Source organism: Pseudomonas maioricensis, from assembly GCF_022790535.1.
GTDB lineage: Bacteria > Pseudomonadota > Gammaproteobacteria > Pseudomonadales > Pseudomonadaceae > Aquipseudomonas > Aquipseudomonas maioricensis.
Map to the genome: position 1 here is coordinate 1 of NZ_LOHG01000031.1, position 17,352 is coordinate 17,352.

Here is a 17,352-nt window from a genome sequence, read left to right on the forward strand (position 1 = left end):
ACCAGCGAGGCACCCAGTGGTGGGGCAAGAGCGTTTTGGTTACTTTTGCGCTCCATCAAAAGTGACGCGCTGTAAAAGCGCAACCAATATCAGCCATGAACGCAACAACGGATATGTACACAATATTGCTATCCTCCCCTAATCCCCCGCCAATCAGAGCCACCCATGCTTGAAGTAAAAAACGTCTTCAAGAGCTACGCCACCGCCCAGGGCCCACTGGCAGTTTTGCGTGGGGTGGACCTGGCGTTGCAGAGCGGCAGCAGCCTGGCACTCATGGGCGAATCAGGCAGTGGCAAAAGCACCTTGCTGCACTTGGTAGCAGGCCTTGATCAGGTCGATGCAGGGCAGATCGAAATCGCCGGGCAGCGGCTGGATCGCATGAGCGAATCACAACTCGCCAACTGGCGACGCACGGAAATTGGTCTCGTGTTCCAGCAATTCAACCTCATCGGCAGCCTCAAGGTCGAAGACAATCTCGCCTTCCAGGCGCGGCTGGCGGGACGCTTCCAGTCCGATTGGCAAGCACAACTGGTGGAGCGGCTGGGTCTTGGTGACTTGCTCAAACGCTATCCCGAACAACTGTCCGGCGGCCAACAACAGCGGGTTGCGATTGGCCGGGCGCTGGCGTCGCGGCCGGGTTTACTGCTGGCCGACGAGCCCACCGGCAACCTTGATGAAGCCACCAGCGATGAAGTCCTGCAACTCCTGCTGGACCTGTTGAGCGACAGCTCGACCAGCCTGTTGATGGTCACCCACAGCCCACGGGTCGCCGCGCGTCTTGCCCATCAAGTCACCCTGCACCATGGTCGCCTGGCAACCGGGAACGGGTACTGAGGTGCCGGTTCTCTATTGGACATTGCGCGCCCTGCTCAGCCATTGGCGACGTCATCCGGTGCAGTTTTTCAGCGTGCTGACAGGACTGTGGCTAGCCACTGCGCTGTTGACCGGTGTGCAGGCGCTCAACAGCCAGGCGCGGCAGAGCTACGCCCAGGCCAGCCAACTGATCGGCGGCGAACCGCAAAGCAGCCTTGTCACCGCCAACAATGCAGCGTTCTCACAAGGACTGTTCATAAGCCTGCGCCGTTCGGGCTGGCCCGTGTCGCCCGTGGTACAAGGACGAATCATCCTGAGTGGGCTGGAAGATCGCCGGGTGCAACTAATGGGCATTGACCCGGTTTCGTTACCCAGCGGCTCGGCGGTTGCCGGACAGACGCTGGACCTGAGCGGGATCGTCGACTTTCTCACCCCGCCGGGCCAGACCTGGATCGCCACACAAACCCTGCAAGCGCTGGGCTTGCACGAAGGCCAGCAACCGTTGACCAGCAACGGGCACGCCCTGCCGCCGCTGCGCAGCCGGGTGGACATGGCACCGGGCGTGCTGCTCACTGATATAGGCTTCGCCCAGCCACTGCTGGAAATGCCCGATCAGCTGTCGCGTTTGCTGTTGCCCAGGGAATTCGCCGCGAGTAATCCACCTCTACCGCCGGAGTTGAACGGTCAGCTTCAACTCAAGAAAGGCGGCGAAGAGAACAACCTGGCGCGCCTCACGGAAAGTTTCCACCTGAACCTGAACGCACTGGGCGTGCTCGCCTTCATCGTCGGCCTGTTCATTGTGCATGCCGCGATCGGCCTCGCGCTGGAGCAGCGCCGGGGACTGCTGCGCAATCTGCGCGCCTGTGGCGTTAGCGCCAGAATGCTGATCACGGCACTGGCGATGGAGCTTGGAGTACTGGCCCTGCTCGGCGGACTGCTCGGGATTGCCAGCGGTTATGTGCTGGCTAGCCTGCTACTGCCCGATGTCGCTGCCAGCCTGCGCGGCTTGTATGGCGCTGAGGTCGCCGGGCAACTGAGCCTGAGTCCGGTCTGGTGGCTGGGCGGCCTTGGCTTGAGTGTGTTGGGTGCATTGCTGGCTGGCGTCAGCAGTTTGCTGCGTGCGGCGCGCCTGCCCTTGCTCGCGCTGGCCAATCCTCAGGCCTGGCATCAGGCCCACAGCCGCTGGTTGCGCCGTCAGGGTTGGGTGGCTGGCGGTGCCGTAATCATTGCATTGCTTGCGCTGGTGCTGGGTGACAGCCTCGCGGCCGGCTTTGTGTTGACAGGCGCCCTGCTGCTGGCTGCGGCTCTGGGCCTGCCGGTGGTGCTCAACAGTCTGCTCAAGGTGTTACTGGGCCGCAGTCGCTCAGTATTGGGCCAATGGTTTCTGGCTGATTGCCGTCAACAACTGCCCGCCCTGAGCCTGGCATTGATGGCCTTGCTGCTCGCGCTGGCGGCCAATATCGGAGCGGGGAGCATGACGTCCGGCTTCCGGCAAACCTTCGGCAACTGGCTGGAACAAAGGCTGACCGCCGAGTTGTACGTCACCCCGCAAAATGCTGCCCAAACCCCCGAACTGCAAGACTGGCTCGCGCAGCAACCCAGCGTTGGCGCGATACTGCCTAACTGGCAGGTGCCGATCCAACTGGACGGCTGGCCCGCGGACCTGTTCGGCGTGGTGGATCATTCAACCTACCGCGAGCATTGGCCGCTGCTGGAGGCCGTCAGTGGCGATCCATGGGACCAACTGGTCCAGAGTGATAGCGTGATGATCAGCGAGCAACTGGCTCGCCGCCTCAAACTGAGCGTCGGCGAAACCCTGGTGATTCCCGCCCCTGACGGCCAGTGGACGCCACGTATCGTGGGTGTCTACGCCGACTACGGCAATCCCAAAGGCCACTTGCTGGTCAATGCCCAACGCTTGCTGCGCCACTGGCCACAACTGGCTGCCAATCGCTTTAACCTGCGCATCGATCCGGCCGCCGTGCCCGCGCTGGTCAGCGAGCTGCAACAGCGATTCGCGCTGGACGACAACCACATCATTGATCAGACCCAACTCAAAGGCTGGTCCACACAGATCTTTGAACGCACTTTCGCCGCCACCGCAGCGCTGAACAGCCTGACCCTCGCCGTCGCGGGTATCGCGCTGTTCATCAGCCTGCTGACCCAGAGTCAAAACCGCCTCGGGCAACTCGCGCCGTTGTGGGCGCTGGGTGTCACGCGTCGCCAGTTGATGCTGCTCAACCTCGGCCAGACCTGGTTGCTGGCGGTGCTGACCCTGATTCTGGCGTTGCCACTGGGCTTGCTGCTGGCGTGGTGTCTGGATGCAGTGATCAACGTGCAGGCCTTCGGCTGGCGCTTGCCGCTGCATATCTTCCCTGCGCAGCTCCTGCAACTCGCAGCGCTGGCACTCCTCGCAACCCTGCTCGCCTCTGCATGGCCACTGTTGAAGCTGTCGCGTACTCGCCCTGCCGACCTGCTGAGGACGTTTGCCAATGAAAATTAACCGGCTGGTGCTGCTAATTCTCCTGACCCTTGCCGGCTGTGATAAACCTGCCGAGCCAGAACAGGGTTTCGCCGGTCTGGGCAATCAGGCAGAACAGTTCACCCCGGTCACGCCGGGCCGTAAGTTCGCCTTTCCGGAGGATCACGGCCCGCATCCGGGATTCCGCATCGAGTGGTGGTATATCACCGCCAACCTCAAGGACGAGCAAGGGCAGAACTTCGGCGTGCAATGGACACTGTTCCGCAATGCGTTACGCGCCGGTGCTGAGGGCTCGGGCTGGAATGACGGGACGATCTGGATGGGCCACGCTGCGGTGACCTCGGCCACGCAACACTACGCGGCGGAGCGCTATGCACGGGGCGGTATCGAACAGGCAGGGGTAAAGCTCACGCCATTTTCAGCGTGGATCGACGACTGGGCACTGCGCAGCGATTCGACCACGGCAGACCCGTTGGCTGACATGCAATTGCAGGCCAAGGGGCCGCAGTTCGCTTATCAGCTCCATCTGACGGCCAGCAAACCGCTGGTGCTGCAGGGCACACAGGGCTTCAGTCAGAAATCCGAACAGGGTCAGGCTTCGTATTACTACAGCCAGCCGTACTTTCAAGCCGACGGCGAACTGACCATCGCTGGCAAACGTTATCAAGTCAGCGGCCCGGCGTGGCTGGATCGCGAATGGAGCAGCCAGCCGTTGACCTCCAACCAGACCGGCTGGGACTGGTTCTCGGTGCATCTGGACAGTGGCGAAGAGTTGATGCTGTATCGCATGCGCCAAAAACAGGGCGAGCCCTACCTGACCGGCACATGGATCAACGCTGACGGCAGCACACAACTGCTGACCGCCAACGACATCAGCCTGTTGCCATTGGCCAATACTCGCGTTGCAGGCCACGACATGCCGACCCGCTGGTCGGTGAAAATCCCCGGCAAGGGTCTGGAAATCATCACCGAAGCCCTGAATCCCAAGGCCTGGATGGACCTGCAGATTCCCTACTGGGAGGGCCCGATTACCTTGAGTGGCAGTCATAAAGGTGTGGGGTATCTGGAGATGACCGGGTATTGATGGCTGCACGCATAGAGTGCAAGTGCCTTCGATGATCCTCTGTAGGAGTAGAGCTTGGTCTGGGCGGCATTCCGACGATATGGCTGGACTCGATTCGGATAGACCGCGGTGTTCTTATCGCGAGCAAGCTCTGCTCCCACGGGGTAATGCATTCCAAAGTTCATACAGGAATTGAACCCAAATCTAGCCACCACTGAAGCCCTTATAACCGATTGATCTAAAACTCCCCCGTTTCCCATGGGTCAGTTTCTGGGTGGCTGCACTTTCTCAGCCACCTTCCCCAACGGAAAACCGGTAAGGACTTATGTGCGGATTAGCTGGAGAATTACGTTTCGACCATCAACCGGCGGATCTAGCCGCTGTTGAACGCATTACCCATGAGCTGGCGCCTCGCGGCCCGGATGCGTGGGGGTTTCACAGCCAGGGGCCGATTGCTCTTGGTCATCGCCGCCTGAAAATCATGGACCTGTCGGACGCCTCTGCGCAGCCAATGATCGACAGCCACCTGGGCCTTTCAATGGCCTTCAACGGCGCGGTGTATAACTATCCGGAACTGCGGACCGAGCTACAAAACCTGGGTTACCAGTTCCATTCCGACGGCGACACCGAAGTGTTGCTCAAGGGCTATCACGCCTGGGGCGTTGATTTACTACCCAAGCTCAATGGCATGTTTGCCTTTGCGATCTGGAATCGCGACAAGCAAGAGCTGTTCATCGCTCGTGACCGTCTGGGCGTCAAGCCGCTGTACTTTTCGCGCACTGACAAGCGCCTGCGCTTCGCATCGACACTGCCAGCCCTGCTCAAAGGTGGCGACATCAGCGGCATGCTCGACCCGGTGGCCCTCAATCATTACCTGAACTTCCACGCTGTGGTCCCAGCCCCGCGCACCTTGCTCGCCGGTGTCGAAAAGCTCGCACCTGCCAGCTGGATGCGCATTGATGCCCACGGTAAGACTGAACAGCAAGTCTGGTGGCGTCTGCCTTACGGCCCGCATGCCGATGAGGCCAATCTGACGCTGGAAGACTGGCGTGATCGTGTGCTCGACAGTACTCGCGAAGCGGTGGCGATTCGTCAGCGTGCGGCAGTGGATGTCGGTGTATTGCTTTCCGGCGGCGTCGATTCGAGCATGCTGGTTGGATTGCTGCGCGAAGTCGGCGTCGAAAACCTGTCGACCTTCTCCATCGGTTTTGAAGATGCAGGTGGTGAACGTGGTGACGAATTCCAGTACTCCGACCTGATCGCCAGGCATTACGGCACCAATCACCATCAGTTGCGCATTCAGGAACACGAGATTATCGAGCAGTTGCCTGCGGCGTTTCGCGCCATGAGCGAGCCGATGGTGAGTCATGACTGCATCGCTTTCTATCTACTGTCCCGCGAAGTCTCCAAGCACTGCAAAGTGGTGCAAAGCGGCCAGGGTGCCGACGAGCTGTTCGCCGGCTATCACTGGTATCCGCAAGTTGATGGCGCTGCCGATCCGGTTGCGGCTTATCGCGATGCGTTTGTCGATCGCAGTTATAACGAGTACGCGGCAACCGTGCAGCCCAAGTGGCTGACCGCCAACGATGCAGCGGGTGATTTTGTTCGCGAGCACTTCGCTCAACCGGGCGCCGATGCGGCCGTGGACAAGGCACTGCGTCTGGACAGCACGATCATGCTCGTCGATGACCCGGTCAAGCGCGTCGACAACATGACCATGGCCTGGGGCCTGGAAGCGCGTACGCCGTTCCTGGACTATCGCCTGGTGGAACTGTCGGCGCGTATTCCCGGCAAATTCAAGTTGCCTGACGGCGGCAAACAGGTGCTGAAAGAAGCTGCGCGTCTGGTCATCCCTTCGGAAGTGATCGACCGTAAAAAAGGTTACTTCCCGGTACCGGGCCTCAAGCATCTGGAAGGTGCGACGCTGGGTTGGGTACGCGACTTGCTGGTTGACCCGAGCCAGGATCGCGGCCTGTTCAACCCGGCCATGATCGACAAACTGTTGACCAACCCGGAAGGTCAACTGACGCCTCTGCGCGGCTCCAAGTTGTGGCAGTTGGCAGCGCTGAACCTGTGGCTCAGCGAACAAGGACTCTGATTAATGAAACAGCACTCGACGACCTACAGTCAGCGCCTGTTGCGCGGCCAGTCGCCTTCGTATGAACGGCTTCAAGCGCGCTTTGCAGAGGACGGCAGTGACAATGAAGCCAAACCGCTCGCCCTGCATTGCGGCTGGGGCCGACTGCTGATCGGCCACACTTACCCTGATCCGGCTGCGCTGGCCAATGAGTTGCTCAACGAGAAGCCGGGCGAGCGCGATATTGCGCTGTATGTCGCTGCCCCGCAGCAGGTGCTCGCTCAATCGCCTCAACAATTGTTTCTCGACCCGTCGGACACCTTGCGCCTGTGGTTCAGCGATTACCGTCCTGCGCAACGGGTGTTTCGCGGCTTTCGGATTCGCCGGGCGCAGAACAGTGCCGATTGGCAGGCCATCAACAATCTGTACATCGCGCGCGGCATGCTGCCCATCGACCCGGAGCTGCTGACCCCGCGTCATCAAGGCGGTCCGGTTTACTGGCTGGCGGAGGATGAGACGACTAATGCGGTGATCGGCAGCGTCATGGGCCTCAATCATCACAAGGCGTTCAATGATCCGGAAAACGGCAGCAGCCTCTGGTGCCTGGCCGTAGACCCGCAATGCACGCGCCCCGGTGTTGGCGAAGTGCTGGTGCGTCATCTGATTGAGCATTTCATGAGCCGTGGCCTGAGTTATCTGGACCTGTCGGTGCTGCATGACAATCAGCAAGCCAAGGCGCTGTACGCCAAGCTGGGTTTTCGCAACTTGCCAACCTTCGCCATCAAGCGCAAAAACGGCATCAACGAAATACTGTTTCTAGGCCCTGGCCCGGAAGCTGATTTCAATCCATACGCGCGGATTATTGTTGAAGAAGCGCACCGTCGGGGTATCGAAGTACAGGTGGATGACGCCGAGGCTGGCTTGTTTACGCTGGCATATGGCGGACGCCGGATTCGTTGCCGGGAATCGCTGAGCGACTTGACCAGCGCGGTCAGTATGACGCTGTGTCAGGACAAGAGCCTGACCCACAAGGCCCTGAAATCTGCAGGCCTGAAGTTGCCTGCGCAACAACGGGCGGGTGACGACGAGGCTGATCGGGCGTTTCTTGAAGAGCACAAGCAAATCGTTGTCAAACCGCTGGATGGCGAGCAAGGCCAAGGCGTTGCCGTCAATCTGCAAACCGTCGAAGAAATGCACGGCGCCATCGAACGCGCCAAACAGTTCGACACCCGGGTCATTCTGGAAAGCTTCCACGAGGGGCTGGATCTGCGCATTGTCGTGATCGGCTTCGAAGTAGTCGCCGCAGCAATTCGTCGACCTGCTGAAGTCGTGGGTGATGGTCGCCATACCATCGGCCAGTTGATCGAGGCCCAGAGTCGGCGTCGTGCCGCAGCGACCAGTGGCGAAAGCAAGATCCCCATGGACGAGGAAACCGAGCGTACGGTGCGTGATGCCGGTTATGAACTCAGCAGCGTATTGCCCATGGACGAACGTCTGGCGGTACGCCGCACTGCCAACCTGCACACCGGTGGCTGCCTGGAGGATGTAACGTCGATTCTGCACCCGGTGCTCAGCGACGCAGCCATCCGCGCCGCCCGTGCGCTGGACATCCCGGTGGTGGGCCTGGACTTGATGGTCCCGGCCGCCGATCAGCCCGAGTACGTTTTCATCGAGGCCAACGAACGCGTCGGGCTCGCCAACCATGAACCGCAACCGACGGCAGAAAAGTTTGTCGATCTGCTGTTTCCGCACAGTTTGCCTGCGCACGTGTGAATCTCCGCTGTGCCGTGCTCCTGTAGGAGCTGCCGCAGGCTGCGATTGTGATCCATCCCCTTCGCAGCCTTCGGCAGCTCCTACAAGAAAGCCGTGTACAGCTCTCGTATTTCAGGAGTACCCCAATGACCACTGCAAAAAATATCCCCGAACCGGATCTGAACTACCTGCAGAAAGTCCTGTTGGAAATGCTCGCGATCCCAAGCCCCACAGGCTTCACCGACACCATCGTGCGCTACGTCGCTGAGCGTCTTGAAGAGCTGGGCATCCCTTTTGAGCTGACCCGGCGCGGCACGATTCGCGCCACCCTCAAAGGCAAGCAAAACAGCCCTGACCGCGCGGTCTCCGCTCACCTGGACACCATTGGTGCCGCCGTGCGTGAGGTCAAAGACAACGGTCGCCTGTCACTCGCACCGATTGGCTGCTGGTCAAGCCGCTTCGCCGAAGGCAGCCGGGTCAGCGTATTCACTGACCATGGCGTGATTCGCGGCAGCGTGCTGCCGTTGATGGCCTCCGGTCATGCGTTCAACACGGCTGTCGACGAAATGCCCATCAGTTGGGATCACGTCGAGTTGCGCCTCGACGCTTACAGCACCACCAAAGCCGATTGCGAATCTCTGGGTGTCGGTATCGGCGACTTCATAGCGTTTGATCCGCTGCCGGAATTCACCGAAAGCGGCCATATCAGTGCCCGTCACCTGGACGACAAAGCCGGTGTCGCCGCACTGCTGGCGGCACTTAAAGCTATTGTCGACAGTGGTGCCGAGCCGCAGATCGATTGCCACCCACTGTTCACCATAACCGAGGAAACCGGCACCGGCGCTGCGGGCGTGTTGCCTTGGGATGTCAGTGAATTCGTCGGCATCGATATCGCGCCGGTTGCTCCCGGCCAACACTCCAGCGAACACGCGGTCAGCGTGGCAATGCAGGATTCCGGTGGCCCTTACGACTATCACCTGTCCCGGCATCTGCTGCGTTTGGGCAGTGAGAATGAACTGCCAGTCCGTCGCGACATGTTCCGCTACTACTTCAGCGATGCGCATTCGGCAGTCACCGCAGGCCACGACATCCGTACCGCCCTGCTCGCGTTCGGTTGCGACGCAACTCATGGCTATGAGCGGACTCACATCGATAGCCTCGCCGCACTGAGCCGCCTGCTGGGTGCCTACATGCTCAGCCCGCCGGTCTTCGCCAGCGATGCGCAGCCTGCACAGTCTTCGCTTGAGCGCTTCAGCCATCAGATCGAGCACGATGCACAGATGGAAACCGATACCCGGGTACCGAGCGTCGACAGTCTGGTGGGGCAGAACCGGGAAGAGGTGGAGTAACGCTTAGGGCGGAAAAACACCTCCAGGGGAGACTCTGTGTTTGCCTGAAACACAGTTCACGTGGGAGCGAATTCATTCGCGAAGAGGCACGTACAGTCGCTATGGATTTATGTACTGGAACACCACATTCGCGAATGAATTCGCTCCTACCCAGACTGTGTGAAAACGTAGCGAGCGACGGCAAGACAAGGCAAAAACAGCCGAAAAAGCGGAGTCTAGGTGTTCTAAATGAGCATTTTTCGGCTGTTTTTAACGCAGTATTGCCGAGCGCAGTAGTTTTCACACAGTCTGTACCGTTCGGGTTCACAACTTCCTGCTATCTGCGTCCGGGAAAATCTCCCTGCTTTTTTCAGACATCGGCACTATCATCGCGGGGAATTGATGCGAGAGCGCCCATGCTGATCCCCCACGACCAACTCGAAGCTGACACCCTCACCCGTCTGATTGAAGATTTCGTGACCCGTGACGGAACCGACAATGGCGACGAAACCCCATTGGAAACCCGAGTCTTGCGTGTACGTCATGCTTTGAGCAAAGGCCAGGCAGTGATTTTTTTCGACCTGGAAAGCCAACAGTGCCAGCTCATGCTCAAGCACGATGTTCCAAAAGAATTCTTCGACTGATCATGAGCTAGTGTCGGGTAGCTTCCCCTCACCCTTCGACTGACTCGAAAGCCTCTTGGCAATACGCTCGTAGACTTCGGCACGGTGAACCTTGACGTGCCGTGGGGCCTCAATCCCCAAACGAATCTGATTACCGTGAATAGCCAGAACCTGTACGGTGATCTCTTCGCCGATCGAAAACACCTCCCCTGCTTCCCGCAATATAACCAGCATTTCCTTGCTCTCTTATTGTTAACCGGAGAGCAGATTGCATGGCCTGTCTCCAGGCATCAATTGGCCTGGACAAAATCAGTAACGTCCTTCACCTCCGCCAGACTTAACTGACAGAAATGTCTTACTTAACGACCAATCAGGTAGGAAAACTTACTGCCAGCGAGGGCCAAAGAGGATGATGCTCGCGCCCACCAAACAGAGTGCCGCGCCCAACCAGTCCAGTGTCAGCGGCCTGACTCGCTCTATGATTCCCAGCCAGCCTATAGAAGCAATAATGTAGATCCCGCCATACGCCGCATAAGCACGGCCTGCGTACGCCGCTTCGACACGGGTCAGCAAGACCGCGAACACTGCCAGGCTGATCAACGCCGGAATCACCCACAGCGCACTTTTCCCCTGGCGTAGCCACATCCAGAACGCATAGCAGCCCGCGATCTCGAACAACGCCGCCAGGAAAAACCACAAGTAATTGAGCACAGAAATTTCTCTTCAGCGGTTGCAATGGATGGCGGCAACCGTATCAGAAAACAGTGGATGTAACGAAAGGCATGGGCCCAAGAGGGCGCTTATGAACAACACTACAGTTGAACTGGAATGCAATCTCATGTGGGAGCCCAGACCAAGCCCGGCTCCCACAGAGATTGCATTTCATCGCCGGTAATCTACTCCCTACCCTGCCGCGCCTTGGCGCGCATCTTCGCGCACATGCTTGTCATCTCGTCGTACAGCGCCTGGGGATTTTTCTGTTTCAGTTGCCAGGCCATGCGCCCTTGCTCGTGGGGCAGGATCATGAATTCGCCTTGCGCGACATGTTCGTAGATGTAGTCAGCGATATCCGTTGCCGTAATCGGCGAGCTTTCCAGCAGTTTTCCGACCTGAGCTTTCATGGCCGGAGTCGGGCCGCGGAAGGAGTCCAGCAGATTGGTCTGAAAAAAAGACGGGCAGACGACATGCACGCCCACTTCCTGCTCACTTAGTTCAACCAGCAAACTTTCGGAAAGAGCCACGACACCGGCCTTGGCGACGTTGTAATTGCTCATGGCCGGCCCCTGCATCAGGGCAGCCATGGATGCAATATTGATGATCTTGCCTTTGCTCGCTTCAAGCATTGGCAAAAAAGCCTTACAACCTTTGACCACGCCCATCAGATTGATCGCGATCTGCCAGTCCCAGTCTTCCAGAGACAGTTCGTTAAAGAAGCCTCCCGAAGCTACGCCAGCGTTATTGACAATAATGTCGATGCCACCAAACTTCTCTTCGCACGCTTGAGCCAGCGCCGTCAGTTGACTGTAGTCACGTACGTCGCAGCGCTGAACGAAGCCATCGCCACCGGCCTCCCGCACCAGTTTCAAGGTTTCCTGCAAACCAACATCGTTGACGTCAGACAGTGCCAGGCGCCAGCCTTCCCGGGCCCAGCGTAAAGCGATTTCGCGACCCAGGCCGGAACCTGCACCAGTGATCATGATGCGATTTTGCATAACAAACGCCTTGTGGTTAGGGGCTCATGTTTTACAGCGTGAGCCCAGTGTAACCACGGAAATCATCACTTCGACCCACCATCAGGGCGCTGAATGACACGGGCAAACCCACGGCCTACGTGGGCTTGCGCCATAAACGCAGGATGATCCAGGCATACACTGCGGCGTTGACCACCAGCACTACAGCACCCAGCCACAGCTGGATCTGTGGGGTCAGGCCTGCCGGATAAATCAACGCGATCAGATAGTGCTCGATGAATCCCCCGTCATACCCTTCTCCGCCCGCGCGGACACGTAATGCATTCTCCAGAGGCGTTAGCGGACAGTAAAAATGGAAAAACTCCACCACAGCTCCCCAGATCATCGCCGGTATGTGCAAAACCATCACCCAGCTCCAGCGCAAAACCAGCAGCCCGCCAAACAGCACGAACACGATGAACAGTAGATGAATGACCAATACAGCATCAGCGCCCAGACGATAGAGCATGTACATGTCCTCAAGCAAAAAGGCGAAAACAGAAACAGCTTCAGGTGTTTAAAGTTCAACTTGTTTTTGCCCACTATAAACTTTTTTCAAAATGTAAACTTTCTCACCTTTTCGATGGACTTTTTTCGAACGCCTACAGTCGGATCATTCAAGCAGCACAAACTTTATGCCATCGGGCGGAAGCTTGAACTGTTCTAGCCATTTACCAAGAACTAAGGAAGGAACTCATCATGGGCATCGGCACTATTCTTATCATCGTCCTGATTCTGCTGTTGATCGGCGGTCTGCCAGTCTTCCCGCACTCGCGCAGCTGGGGCTACGGTCCATCGGGCATCATCGGTACCGTTCTGGTGATTCTGCTGATATTGGTGCTGTTGGGACGGATATAACGTTCCCGCGCCAGACAGCAAAAGAGCCCCGCTTATAGCGGGGCTTTTTATTGGCTAATAACTAGCGGGTTTCAGTTTTAGAACGAGCGTGGGCTATCTGACACTACACTATCACGCGGCAAACACAGTCTTGTAGGAGCAAGCTTGCTCGCGATAGCGTCAGCAAAGGCAACATATTCATCGACTGAAAGAACGAATCGCGAGCAAGCTCACTCCTACAGAATTACGGCAAATAAAAAAGCAGCCCGAAGGCTGCTTTCTTATGGAGCATTTACGACAGCTTAGTGCGACGACGCGCCGCTGGCACCCAAGCCAGTCTGGGAGCGTACGAACTGCGGATAGAACAAGGCACGCTCGCCCTCTGCCGCTTTCGACTTGTCGGTGATAGAGAAGAACCAGATGCCCACGAATGCGATGGCGATAGAGAACAGCGCCGGGTATTCGTACGGGAAGATGGCTTTCGGGTTGTGCAGGATCGATACCCAGATGGTCGGACCGAGGATCATCAGCACCACGGCGCTGACCAGGCCCATCCAGCCGCCAATCATGGCGCCACGGGTGGTCAGGTTTTTCCAGTACATGGAAAGCAGCAGTACCGGGAAGTTACAGCTGGCCGCGATGGAGAACGCCAGGCCCACCATGAACGCGATGTTCTGGCTTTCGAAAGCGATGCCCAGAAGGATTGCCACCACTGCCAGCGCAATAGTAGTCATCTTCGAAACACGGATTTCGTCCTTCTCGTTGGCCTTTCCCTCTTTGATCACGCTGGCATACAGGTCGTGGGATACCGCCGAAGCACCCGCCAGAGTCAGCCCGGCAACCACTGCCAGAATGGTGGCGAACGCAACTGCCGAGATGAAGCCCAGGAACAGACTGCCGCCGACCGCATCGGCCAAGTGAACCGCTGCCATGTTGTTACCACCCAACAGAGCGCCCGCTGCATCCTTGAACGCAGGGTTGGTGCTGACCAGCAGGATCGCGCCGAAGCCGATGATGAAGGTCAGGATGTAGAAGTAACCGATGAAGCCCGTTGCGTAGAACACCGACTTGCGCGCTTCTTTAGCATCGCTCACGGTGAAGAAACGCATCAGGATGTGTGGCAGACCCGCGGTACCGAACATCAGCGCCAGGCCCAGAGAGAACGCCGAAATCGGATCTTTCACCAGACCGCCCGGGCTCATGATCGCTTCACCTTTAGGGTGAACCTTGACCGCCTCGGCAAACAGCATGTTGAAGTCGAAGTTGACGTGCTTCATTACCATCAGCGCCATGAACGACGCACCGGAGAGCAGCATGACAGCCTTGATGATCTGTACCCAGGTGGTGGCCAGCATGCCGCCAAACAGCACATACAGGCACATCAGGATACCGACCAGAATCACCGCAACGGTGTAGTCCAGCCCGAACAGCAACTGAATCAGCTTGCCTGCGCCAACCATCTGCGCGATCAGGTAGAACGCAACCACTACCAACGAACCGCAGGCGGACAGGGTGCGAATTTCTTTCTGCTTGAGGCGATAAGAGGCCACGTCAGCAAAGGTGTATTTGCCCAGGTTACGCAGACGCTCGGCGATCAGAAACAGAATGATCGGCCAGCCCACCAGGAAGCCGATCGAGTAGATCAGGCCGTCATAACCAGAGGTGTACACCAGGGCGGAAATACCCAGGAAGGACGCCGCTGACATGTAGTCACCGGCAATGGCCAGGCCGTTTTGAAAACCGGTGATCTTGCCGCCTGCTGAATAGTAGTCCGAGGCTGTCTTGTTTTTCTTCGACGCCCAATAGGTGATGTACAGCGTGAACGCGACGAACACCAGGAACATGATGATCGCCGAGGTGTTCAACGGTTGCTTTTGCACAGCGCCGGTCAATGCATCAGCCGCCCAGAGCGACGGTGCAAAGGCGGCCAGGCCGAATGCTGCAGATAGACGCCCGATCATTGCTGTGCCTCCTTCAGGATGGCGTTGTTCAGGTCATCGAATTCACCGTTGGCACGACGAACATAGATGCCGGTCAGCACAAAAGCAGACACGATCAGGCCGACCCCAATCGGCATTCCCCAGGTAATGGTCGAAGTAGCGCTGAGTTTCGCGCCCAGAATGTGTGGTCCATACGCAATCAAAAGGATGAAAGCGGCGTACAGCCCGAGCATGATCGCTGAAAGAATCCAGGCGAACCGCTCCCTTTTGGATACCAGCTCCTTGAAACGGGGGCTGTTTTGAATCGAGAGGTAAATGCTGTCGTTCATTGTTTTTGTCCTCGCAGCACAGATGAGATGTCACGTCTTGCACTTTAGTCTGGTCTGGCAAGCGCTCCAGACGACCTTAGTATTAGAGCGACATTAGTCGTAGATTGGGCGTTGTGCTTTCAATCGACCAGGCCTGTAGGAGTGAGCTTGCTCGCGATAGCGTCGGGTCAGGGAATGAACTCTTTGACTGCCCCGACGCTATCGCGAGCAAGCTCACTCCTACAAAAGGCCACCAAGACTCTTAAAGTCGTGGGGGTACAAGACTTTTTACCTGGACACAAAAAACCGCCCGGTCGTTAAACCGGGCGGCTTCGGATGCTACGCAAGCAGGCTGACTTATTTGCCAGTCCACTCCTTCACGCGATCAGGGTGCTTAGCGACCCAATCCTTGGCAGCTGCTTCTGGTTTGGCGCCGTCCTGAATAGCCAGCATGACCTCGCCAATTTCATCCTTGGACTTCCACTGGAATTTCTTCAGGAACTCGACAACTTCCGGTGCCTTGGTGGCCAGCTCTTTGCTACCGATGCTGTCAACGGTTTCAGCAGCACCATAGACGCCCTTCGGATCTTCAAGGAACTTGAGCTTCCACTTGGCAAACATCCAGTGCGGTACCCAGCCGGTCACTGCGATGGACTGCTCCTTGCCATAAGCACGAGTCAGCTCGGCAATCATGCCCGCCCCCGAACTGGCCTGCAGTTTGTAACCATCCAGCCCGTAAGCCTTGATGGCTTCATCGGTCTTGAGCATCACGCCCGACCCCGCATCGATACCGGTGATTTTCTTCTTGAAGGAATCATCCGTCTTGAGGTCTTCAATGCTGTTGGCTTTCACGTACTCGGGCACGATCAAGCCAATTTTGGCGTCCTTGAAGTTGGCGCCATAGTTCACAACGTTGTCTTTATTCTTGGCCAGGTACTCGCCGTGGGTAACAGGCAGCCAGGCCGACAGCATCATGTCCAGCTTGCCCGTCGCAACGCCCTGCCACATGATCCCGGCCGCCACTGCCTGGAGTTTCACGTCATAACCCAGCTTTTGCTTGATGACTTCAGCAGCGACGTTCGTGGTCGCGACGCTGTCGGACCAGCCATCGACGTAACCGATACTCACTTCTTTGGCATGTGCCAGCGTGGAACTGACAGCAAGCGCCAGAGCAGCACTCACGCCCAGGATTTTTCGCATTTTCATCGTTACTTCCCCGGTAGTCTCGCGCCCGACAATAAGGTCAGGCATCGTTAACGTTTTTATAAAGACCGCAGTCCGCGCCCAGCCTTGGAGCACTGCGCACTTTTTCACGCCTCAATGACTCGACGAATGATGGCCAGCATCGTATCGCCCCTTGATCATCAACCTGTGGAGCAATACGACATGCTCTGTCAGCGACATCAAGGCACGGAGAAACGACACCTGAGTGCCATCAGCGACAACCTTGTCGTAAAAGGCGGGCAGTTCCGTCCGAAATTTGCATGTCAAACGACACCCCCTCCCTGATAGCGATAAAAGACCTGTGTCTTGTTGAAGTGCAGCGCATCGAGGCATTCGACTCGCCTTCTCATCGGCCGCTACCGGGTAACGCTTTTCAATGACAGGAGTGTTACCGCGAGGTCAGCAATCGCTGTAACAGCGTGTAACACGGGAACATAATCACCACCCCTGCACCGGCAAAGCAAATATTGAAAATCGCAAGCTATTGATTTTAATAGAATTATTAAAGTTGGCACAGACCCTGCTGTATCTCTGGCATAACAAGAATAAAAATGCAGTACACCTAATAAGAACAAGACGTATCGGCTCTGACATAACAAGAACAAAGGCACAGAGACGCAGCTAACAGATTTTTTTGGAGTGGATCAGCTTCACGGAGGCGCCTTCGGGCTCTCGCAACCGGGCAGAGAACAATAAAACTACCTTCAGGTAGCTCCCGAACTGGTTGGATCGCAAGGTCGAAGTAAGGTCAGCGCTCAAAAAAATACGTTTGCTCTTGATCCCGGATGGGGATCGAACAAGAACGCAGTAAAGGGAGCGGTCGCCAAAAACAACAACAGGCCACCCTAAAACAATAAAAAAAGAGCACGTAAAACCATTTAAAGGGGAGCCCAGGCTCCCCTTTATGCTGTCTGCCACAAATCGTGCAGAGCTGTAGGAGTGAGCTTGCTCGCGATTGCAATCGACCTATCAAAAAATAGCTCGCCTGATTAAACGCTATCGCGAGCAAGCTCACTCCTACAGGGATCCTGTGCAGACAGCCACACCGCATGCCGCGTAACGCAAGCCCCCCCGCAAATCCCGCCCATTCATTTTATAAACGACAAAAAAGCACACTGCTGCTCCCCTGACGCCAGAGAACGTGTATTGTCTCGAACTATTTACAAAAGGTTCGC

General features: G+C 57.3%; 15 protein-coding genes. 8 read left to right on the top strand and 7 right to left on the bottom strand.

What is annotated here, in order from left to right; genetic code table 11:
- Nucleotides 1-165: 165 nt before the first annotated feature.
- The 7 genes from AUC61_RS25545 to AUC61_RS25575 all read left to right on the top strand — a co-directional run bounded on the left by AUC61_RS25545 (nucleotide 166) and on the right by AUC61_RS25575 (nucleotide 10,159).
- On the top strand, nucleotides 166-834 hold the full coding sequence (locus AUC61_RS25545; RefSeq protein ID WP_243249011.1) for an ABC transporter ATP-binding protein: 669 nt from the start codon (nucleotides 166-168) through the stop codon (nucleotides 832-834).
- A gap of 1 nt (nucleotide 835) precedes the next feature.
- Nucleotides 836-3,316 carry an ABC transporter permease gene (locus tag AUC61_RS25550; protein ID WP_243249013.1) on the top strand — a complete coding sequence of 827 codons (2,481 nt, stop codon included), beginning with the start codon at nucleotides 836-838 and terminating at the stop codon, nucleotides 3,314-3,316.
- Nucleotides 3,306-4,379 carry a lipocalin-like domain-containing protein gene (locus tag AUC61_RS25555; protein ID WP_243249014.1) on the top strand — a complete coding sequence of 358 codons (1,074 nt, stop codon included), beginning with the start codon at nucleotides 3,306-3,308 and terminating at the stop codon, nucleotides 4,377-4,379. Before AUC61_RS25550 ends, AUC61_RS25555 begins: the two co-directional genes overlap by 11 nt.
- A 304-nt stretch (nucleotides 4,380-4,683) precedes the next feature.
- Nucleotides 4,684-6,456: an N-acetylglutaminylglutamine amidotransferase gene (locus tag AUC61_RS25560; RefSeq protein WP_243249016.1), complete on the top strand. Its 1,773-nt coding sequence runs from the start codon at nucleotides 4,684-4,686 to the stop codon at nucleotides 6,454-6,456.
- 3 nt (nucleotides 6,457-6,459) lie between these two features.
- The gene (ngg, locus tag AUC61_RS25565; protein WP_243249017.1) at nucleotides 6,460-8,208 is read left to right on the top strand and encodes an N-acetylglutaminylglutamine synthetase; all 1,749 of its coding nucleotides are present in this window, start codon (nucleotides 6,460-6,462) and stop codon (nucleotides 8,206-8,208) included.
- Between the two features lie 125 nt (nucleotides 8,209-8,333).
- Complete coding sequence (locus AUC61_RS25570; RefSeq protein WP_243249018.1) at nucleotides 8,334-9,536, top strand: osmoprotectant NAGGN system M42 family peptidase; 1,203 nt, start codon at nucleotides 8,334-8,336, stop codon at nucleotides 9,534-9,536.
- 395 nt (nucleotides 9,537-9,931) lie between these two features.
- Nucleotides 9,932-10,159 carry a YheU family protein gene (locus AUC61_RS25575; protein WP_087265449.1) on the top strand — a complete coding sequence of 76 codons (228 nt, stop codon included), beginning with the start codon at nucleotides 9,932-9,934 and terminating at the stop codon, nucleotides 10,157-10,159.
- Here the strand turns inward: AUC61_RS25575 and csrA are convergent, their stop codons facing one another.
- From csrA to AUC61_RS25595, 4 genes are all read right to left on the bottom strand, one after another.
- Nucleotides 10,160-10,372 carry a carbon storage regulator CsrA gene (csrA, locus tag AUC61_RS25580; protein ID WP_243249019.1) on the bottom strand — a complete coding sequence of 71 codons (213 nt, stop codon included), beginning with the start codon at nucleotides 10,370-10,372 and terminating at the stop codon, nucleotides 10,160-10,162.
- A gap of 150 nt (nucleotides 10,373-10,522) precedes the next feature.
- Complete coding sequence (locus tag AUC61_RS25585) at nucleotides 10,523-10,849, bottom strand: YnfA family protein (protein ID WP_243249021.1); 327 nt, start codon at nucleotides 10,847-10,849, stop codon at nucleotides 10,523-10,525.
- Between the two features lie 185 nt (nucleotides 10,850-11,034).
- Nucleotides 11,035-11,850 (bottom strand): SDR family oxidoreductase, encoded by an 816-nt coding sequence (locus AUC61_RS25590; RefSeq protein ID WP_243249026.1) that lies wholly within the window; start codon nucleotides 11,848-11,850, stop codon nucleotides 11,035-11,037.
- 115 nt (nucleotides 11,851-11,965) lie between these two features.
- On the bottom strand, nucleotides 11,966-12,337 hold the full coding sequence (locus tag AUC61_RS25595) for a DUF2784 domain-containing protein (RefSeq protein WP_243249027.1): 372 nt from the start codon (nucleotides 12,335-12,337) through the stop codon (nucleotides 11,966-11,968).
- Nucleotides 12,338-12,567: 230 nt separating this feature from the next.
- Here AUC61_RS25595 and AUC61_RS25600 point away from each other — a divergent pair, with 230 nt between their 5' ends.
- Nucleotides 12,568-12,726, top strand: a complete 159-nt coding sequence (locus AUC61_RS25600) for a DUF3309 family protein (RefSeq protein WP_080238018.1) — start codon at nucleotides 12,568-12,570, stop codon at nucleotides 12,724-12,726.
- A gap of 281 nt (nucleotides 12,727-13,007) precedes the next feature.
- Here the strand turns inward: AUC61_RS25600 and AUC61_RS25605 are convergent, their stop codons facing one another.
- The 3 genes from AUC61_RS25605 to AUC61_RS25615 form a co-directional block, all read right to left on the bottom strand.
- A complete protein-coding gene (locus AUC61_RS25605) occupies nucleotides 13,008-14,666 on the bottom strand; it encodes a cation acetate symporter (protein ID WP_243249028.1) in 1,659 nt (552 codons plus the stop codon).
- Entirely contained in the window at nucleotides 14,663-14,974 is a 312-nt protein-coding gene (locus AUC61_RS25610; RefSeq protein WP_243249030.1) for a DUF485 domain-containing protein, read from the bottom strand. The genes AUC61_RS25605 and AUC61_RS25610 overlap by 4 nt, the downstream gene beginning before the upstream one ends.
- Nucleotides 14,975-15,310: 336 nt before the next feature.
- Entirely contained in the window at nucleotides 15,311-16,159 is an 849-nt protein-coding gene (locus AUC61_RS25615) for a glycine betaine ABC transporter substrate-binding protein (protein WP_243249032.1), read from the bottom strand.
- Nucleotides 16,160-17,352: the final 1,193 nt, after the last annotated feature.

What these genes read in the sequence shown, in the direction of transcription:
- AUC61_RS25560 (WP_243249016.1), top strand. Translation starts at nt 4,684, where the DNA reads ATGTGCGGATTAGCTGGAGAATTACGTTTCGACCATCAACCGGCGGAT.
- AUC61_RS25575 (WP_087265449.1), top strand. Translation starts at nt 9,932, where the DNA reads ATGCTGATCCCCCACGACCAACTCGAAGCTGACACCCTCACCCGTCTG.
- AUC61_RS25595 (WP_243249027.1), bottom strand. Translation starts at nt 12,337, where the DNA reads ATGCTCTATCGTCTGGGCGCTGATGCTGTATTGGTCATTCATCTACTG.
- AUC61_RS25570 (WP_243249018.1), top strand. Translation starts at nt 8,334, where the DNA reads ATGACCACTGCAAAAAATATCCCCGAACCGGATCTGAACTACCTGCAG.
- ngg (WP_243249017.1), top strand. Translation starts at nt 6,460, where the DNA reads ATGAAACAGCACTCGACGACCTACAGTCAGCGCCTGTTGCGCGGCCAG.
- AUC61_RS25555 (WP_243249014.1), top strand. Translation starts at nt 3,306, where the DNA reads ATGAAAATTAACCGGCTGGTGCTGCTAATTCTCCTGACCCTTGCCGGC.
- AUC61_RS25600 (WP_080238018.1), top strand. Translation starts at nt 12,568, where the DNA reads ATGGGCATCGGCACTATTCTTATCATCGTCCTGATTCTGCTGTTGATC.
- AUC61_RS25590 (WP_243249026.1), bottom strand. Translation starts at nt 11,850, where the DNA reads ATGCAAAATCGCATCATGATCACTGGTGCAGGTTCCGGCCTGGGTCGC.
- AUC61_RS25610 (WP_243249030.1), bottom strand. Translation starts at nt 14,974, where the DNA reads ATGAACGACAGCATTTACCTCTCGATTCAAAACAGCCCCCGTTTCAAG.
- csrA (WP_243249019.1), bottom strand. Translation starts at nt 10,372, where the DNA reads ATGCTGGTTATATTGCGGGAAGCAGGGGAGGTGTTTTCGATCGGCGAA.
- AUC61_RS25615 (WP_243249032.1), bottom strand. Translation starts at nt 16,159, where the DNA reads ATGAAAATGCGAAAAATCCTGGGCGTGAGTGCTGCTCTGGCGCTTGCT.
- AUC61_RS25605 (WP_243249028.1), bottom strand. Translation starts at nt 14,666, where the DNA reads ATGATCGGGCGTCTATCTGCAGCATTCGGCCTGGCCGCCTTTGCACCG.
- AUC61_RS25545 (WP_243249011.1), top strand. Translation starts at nt 166, where the DNA reads ATGCTTGAAGTAAAAAACGTCTTCAAGAGCTACGCCACCGCCCAGGGC.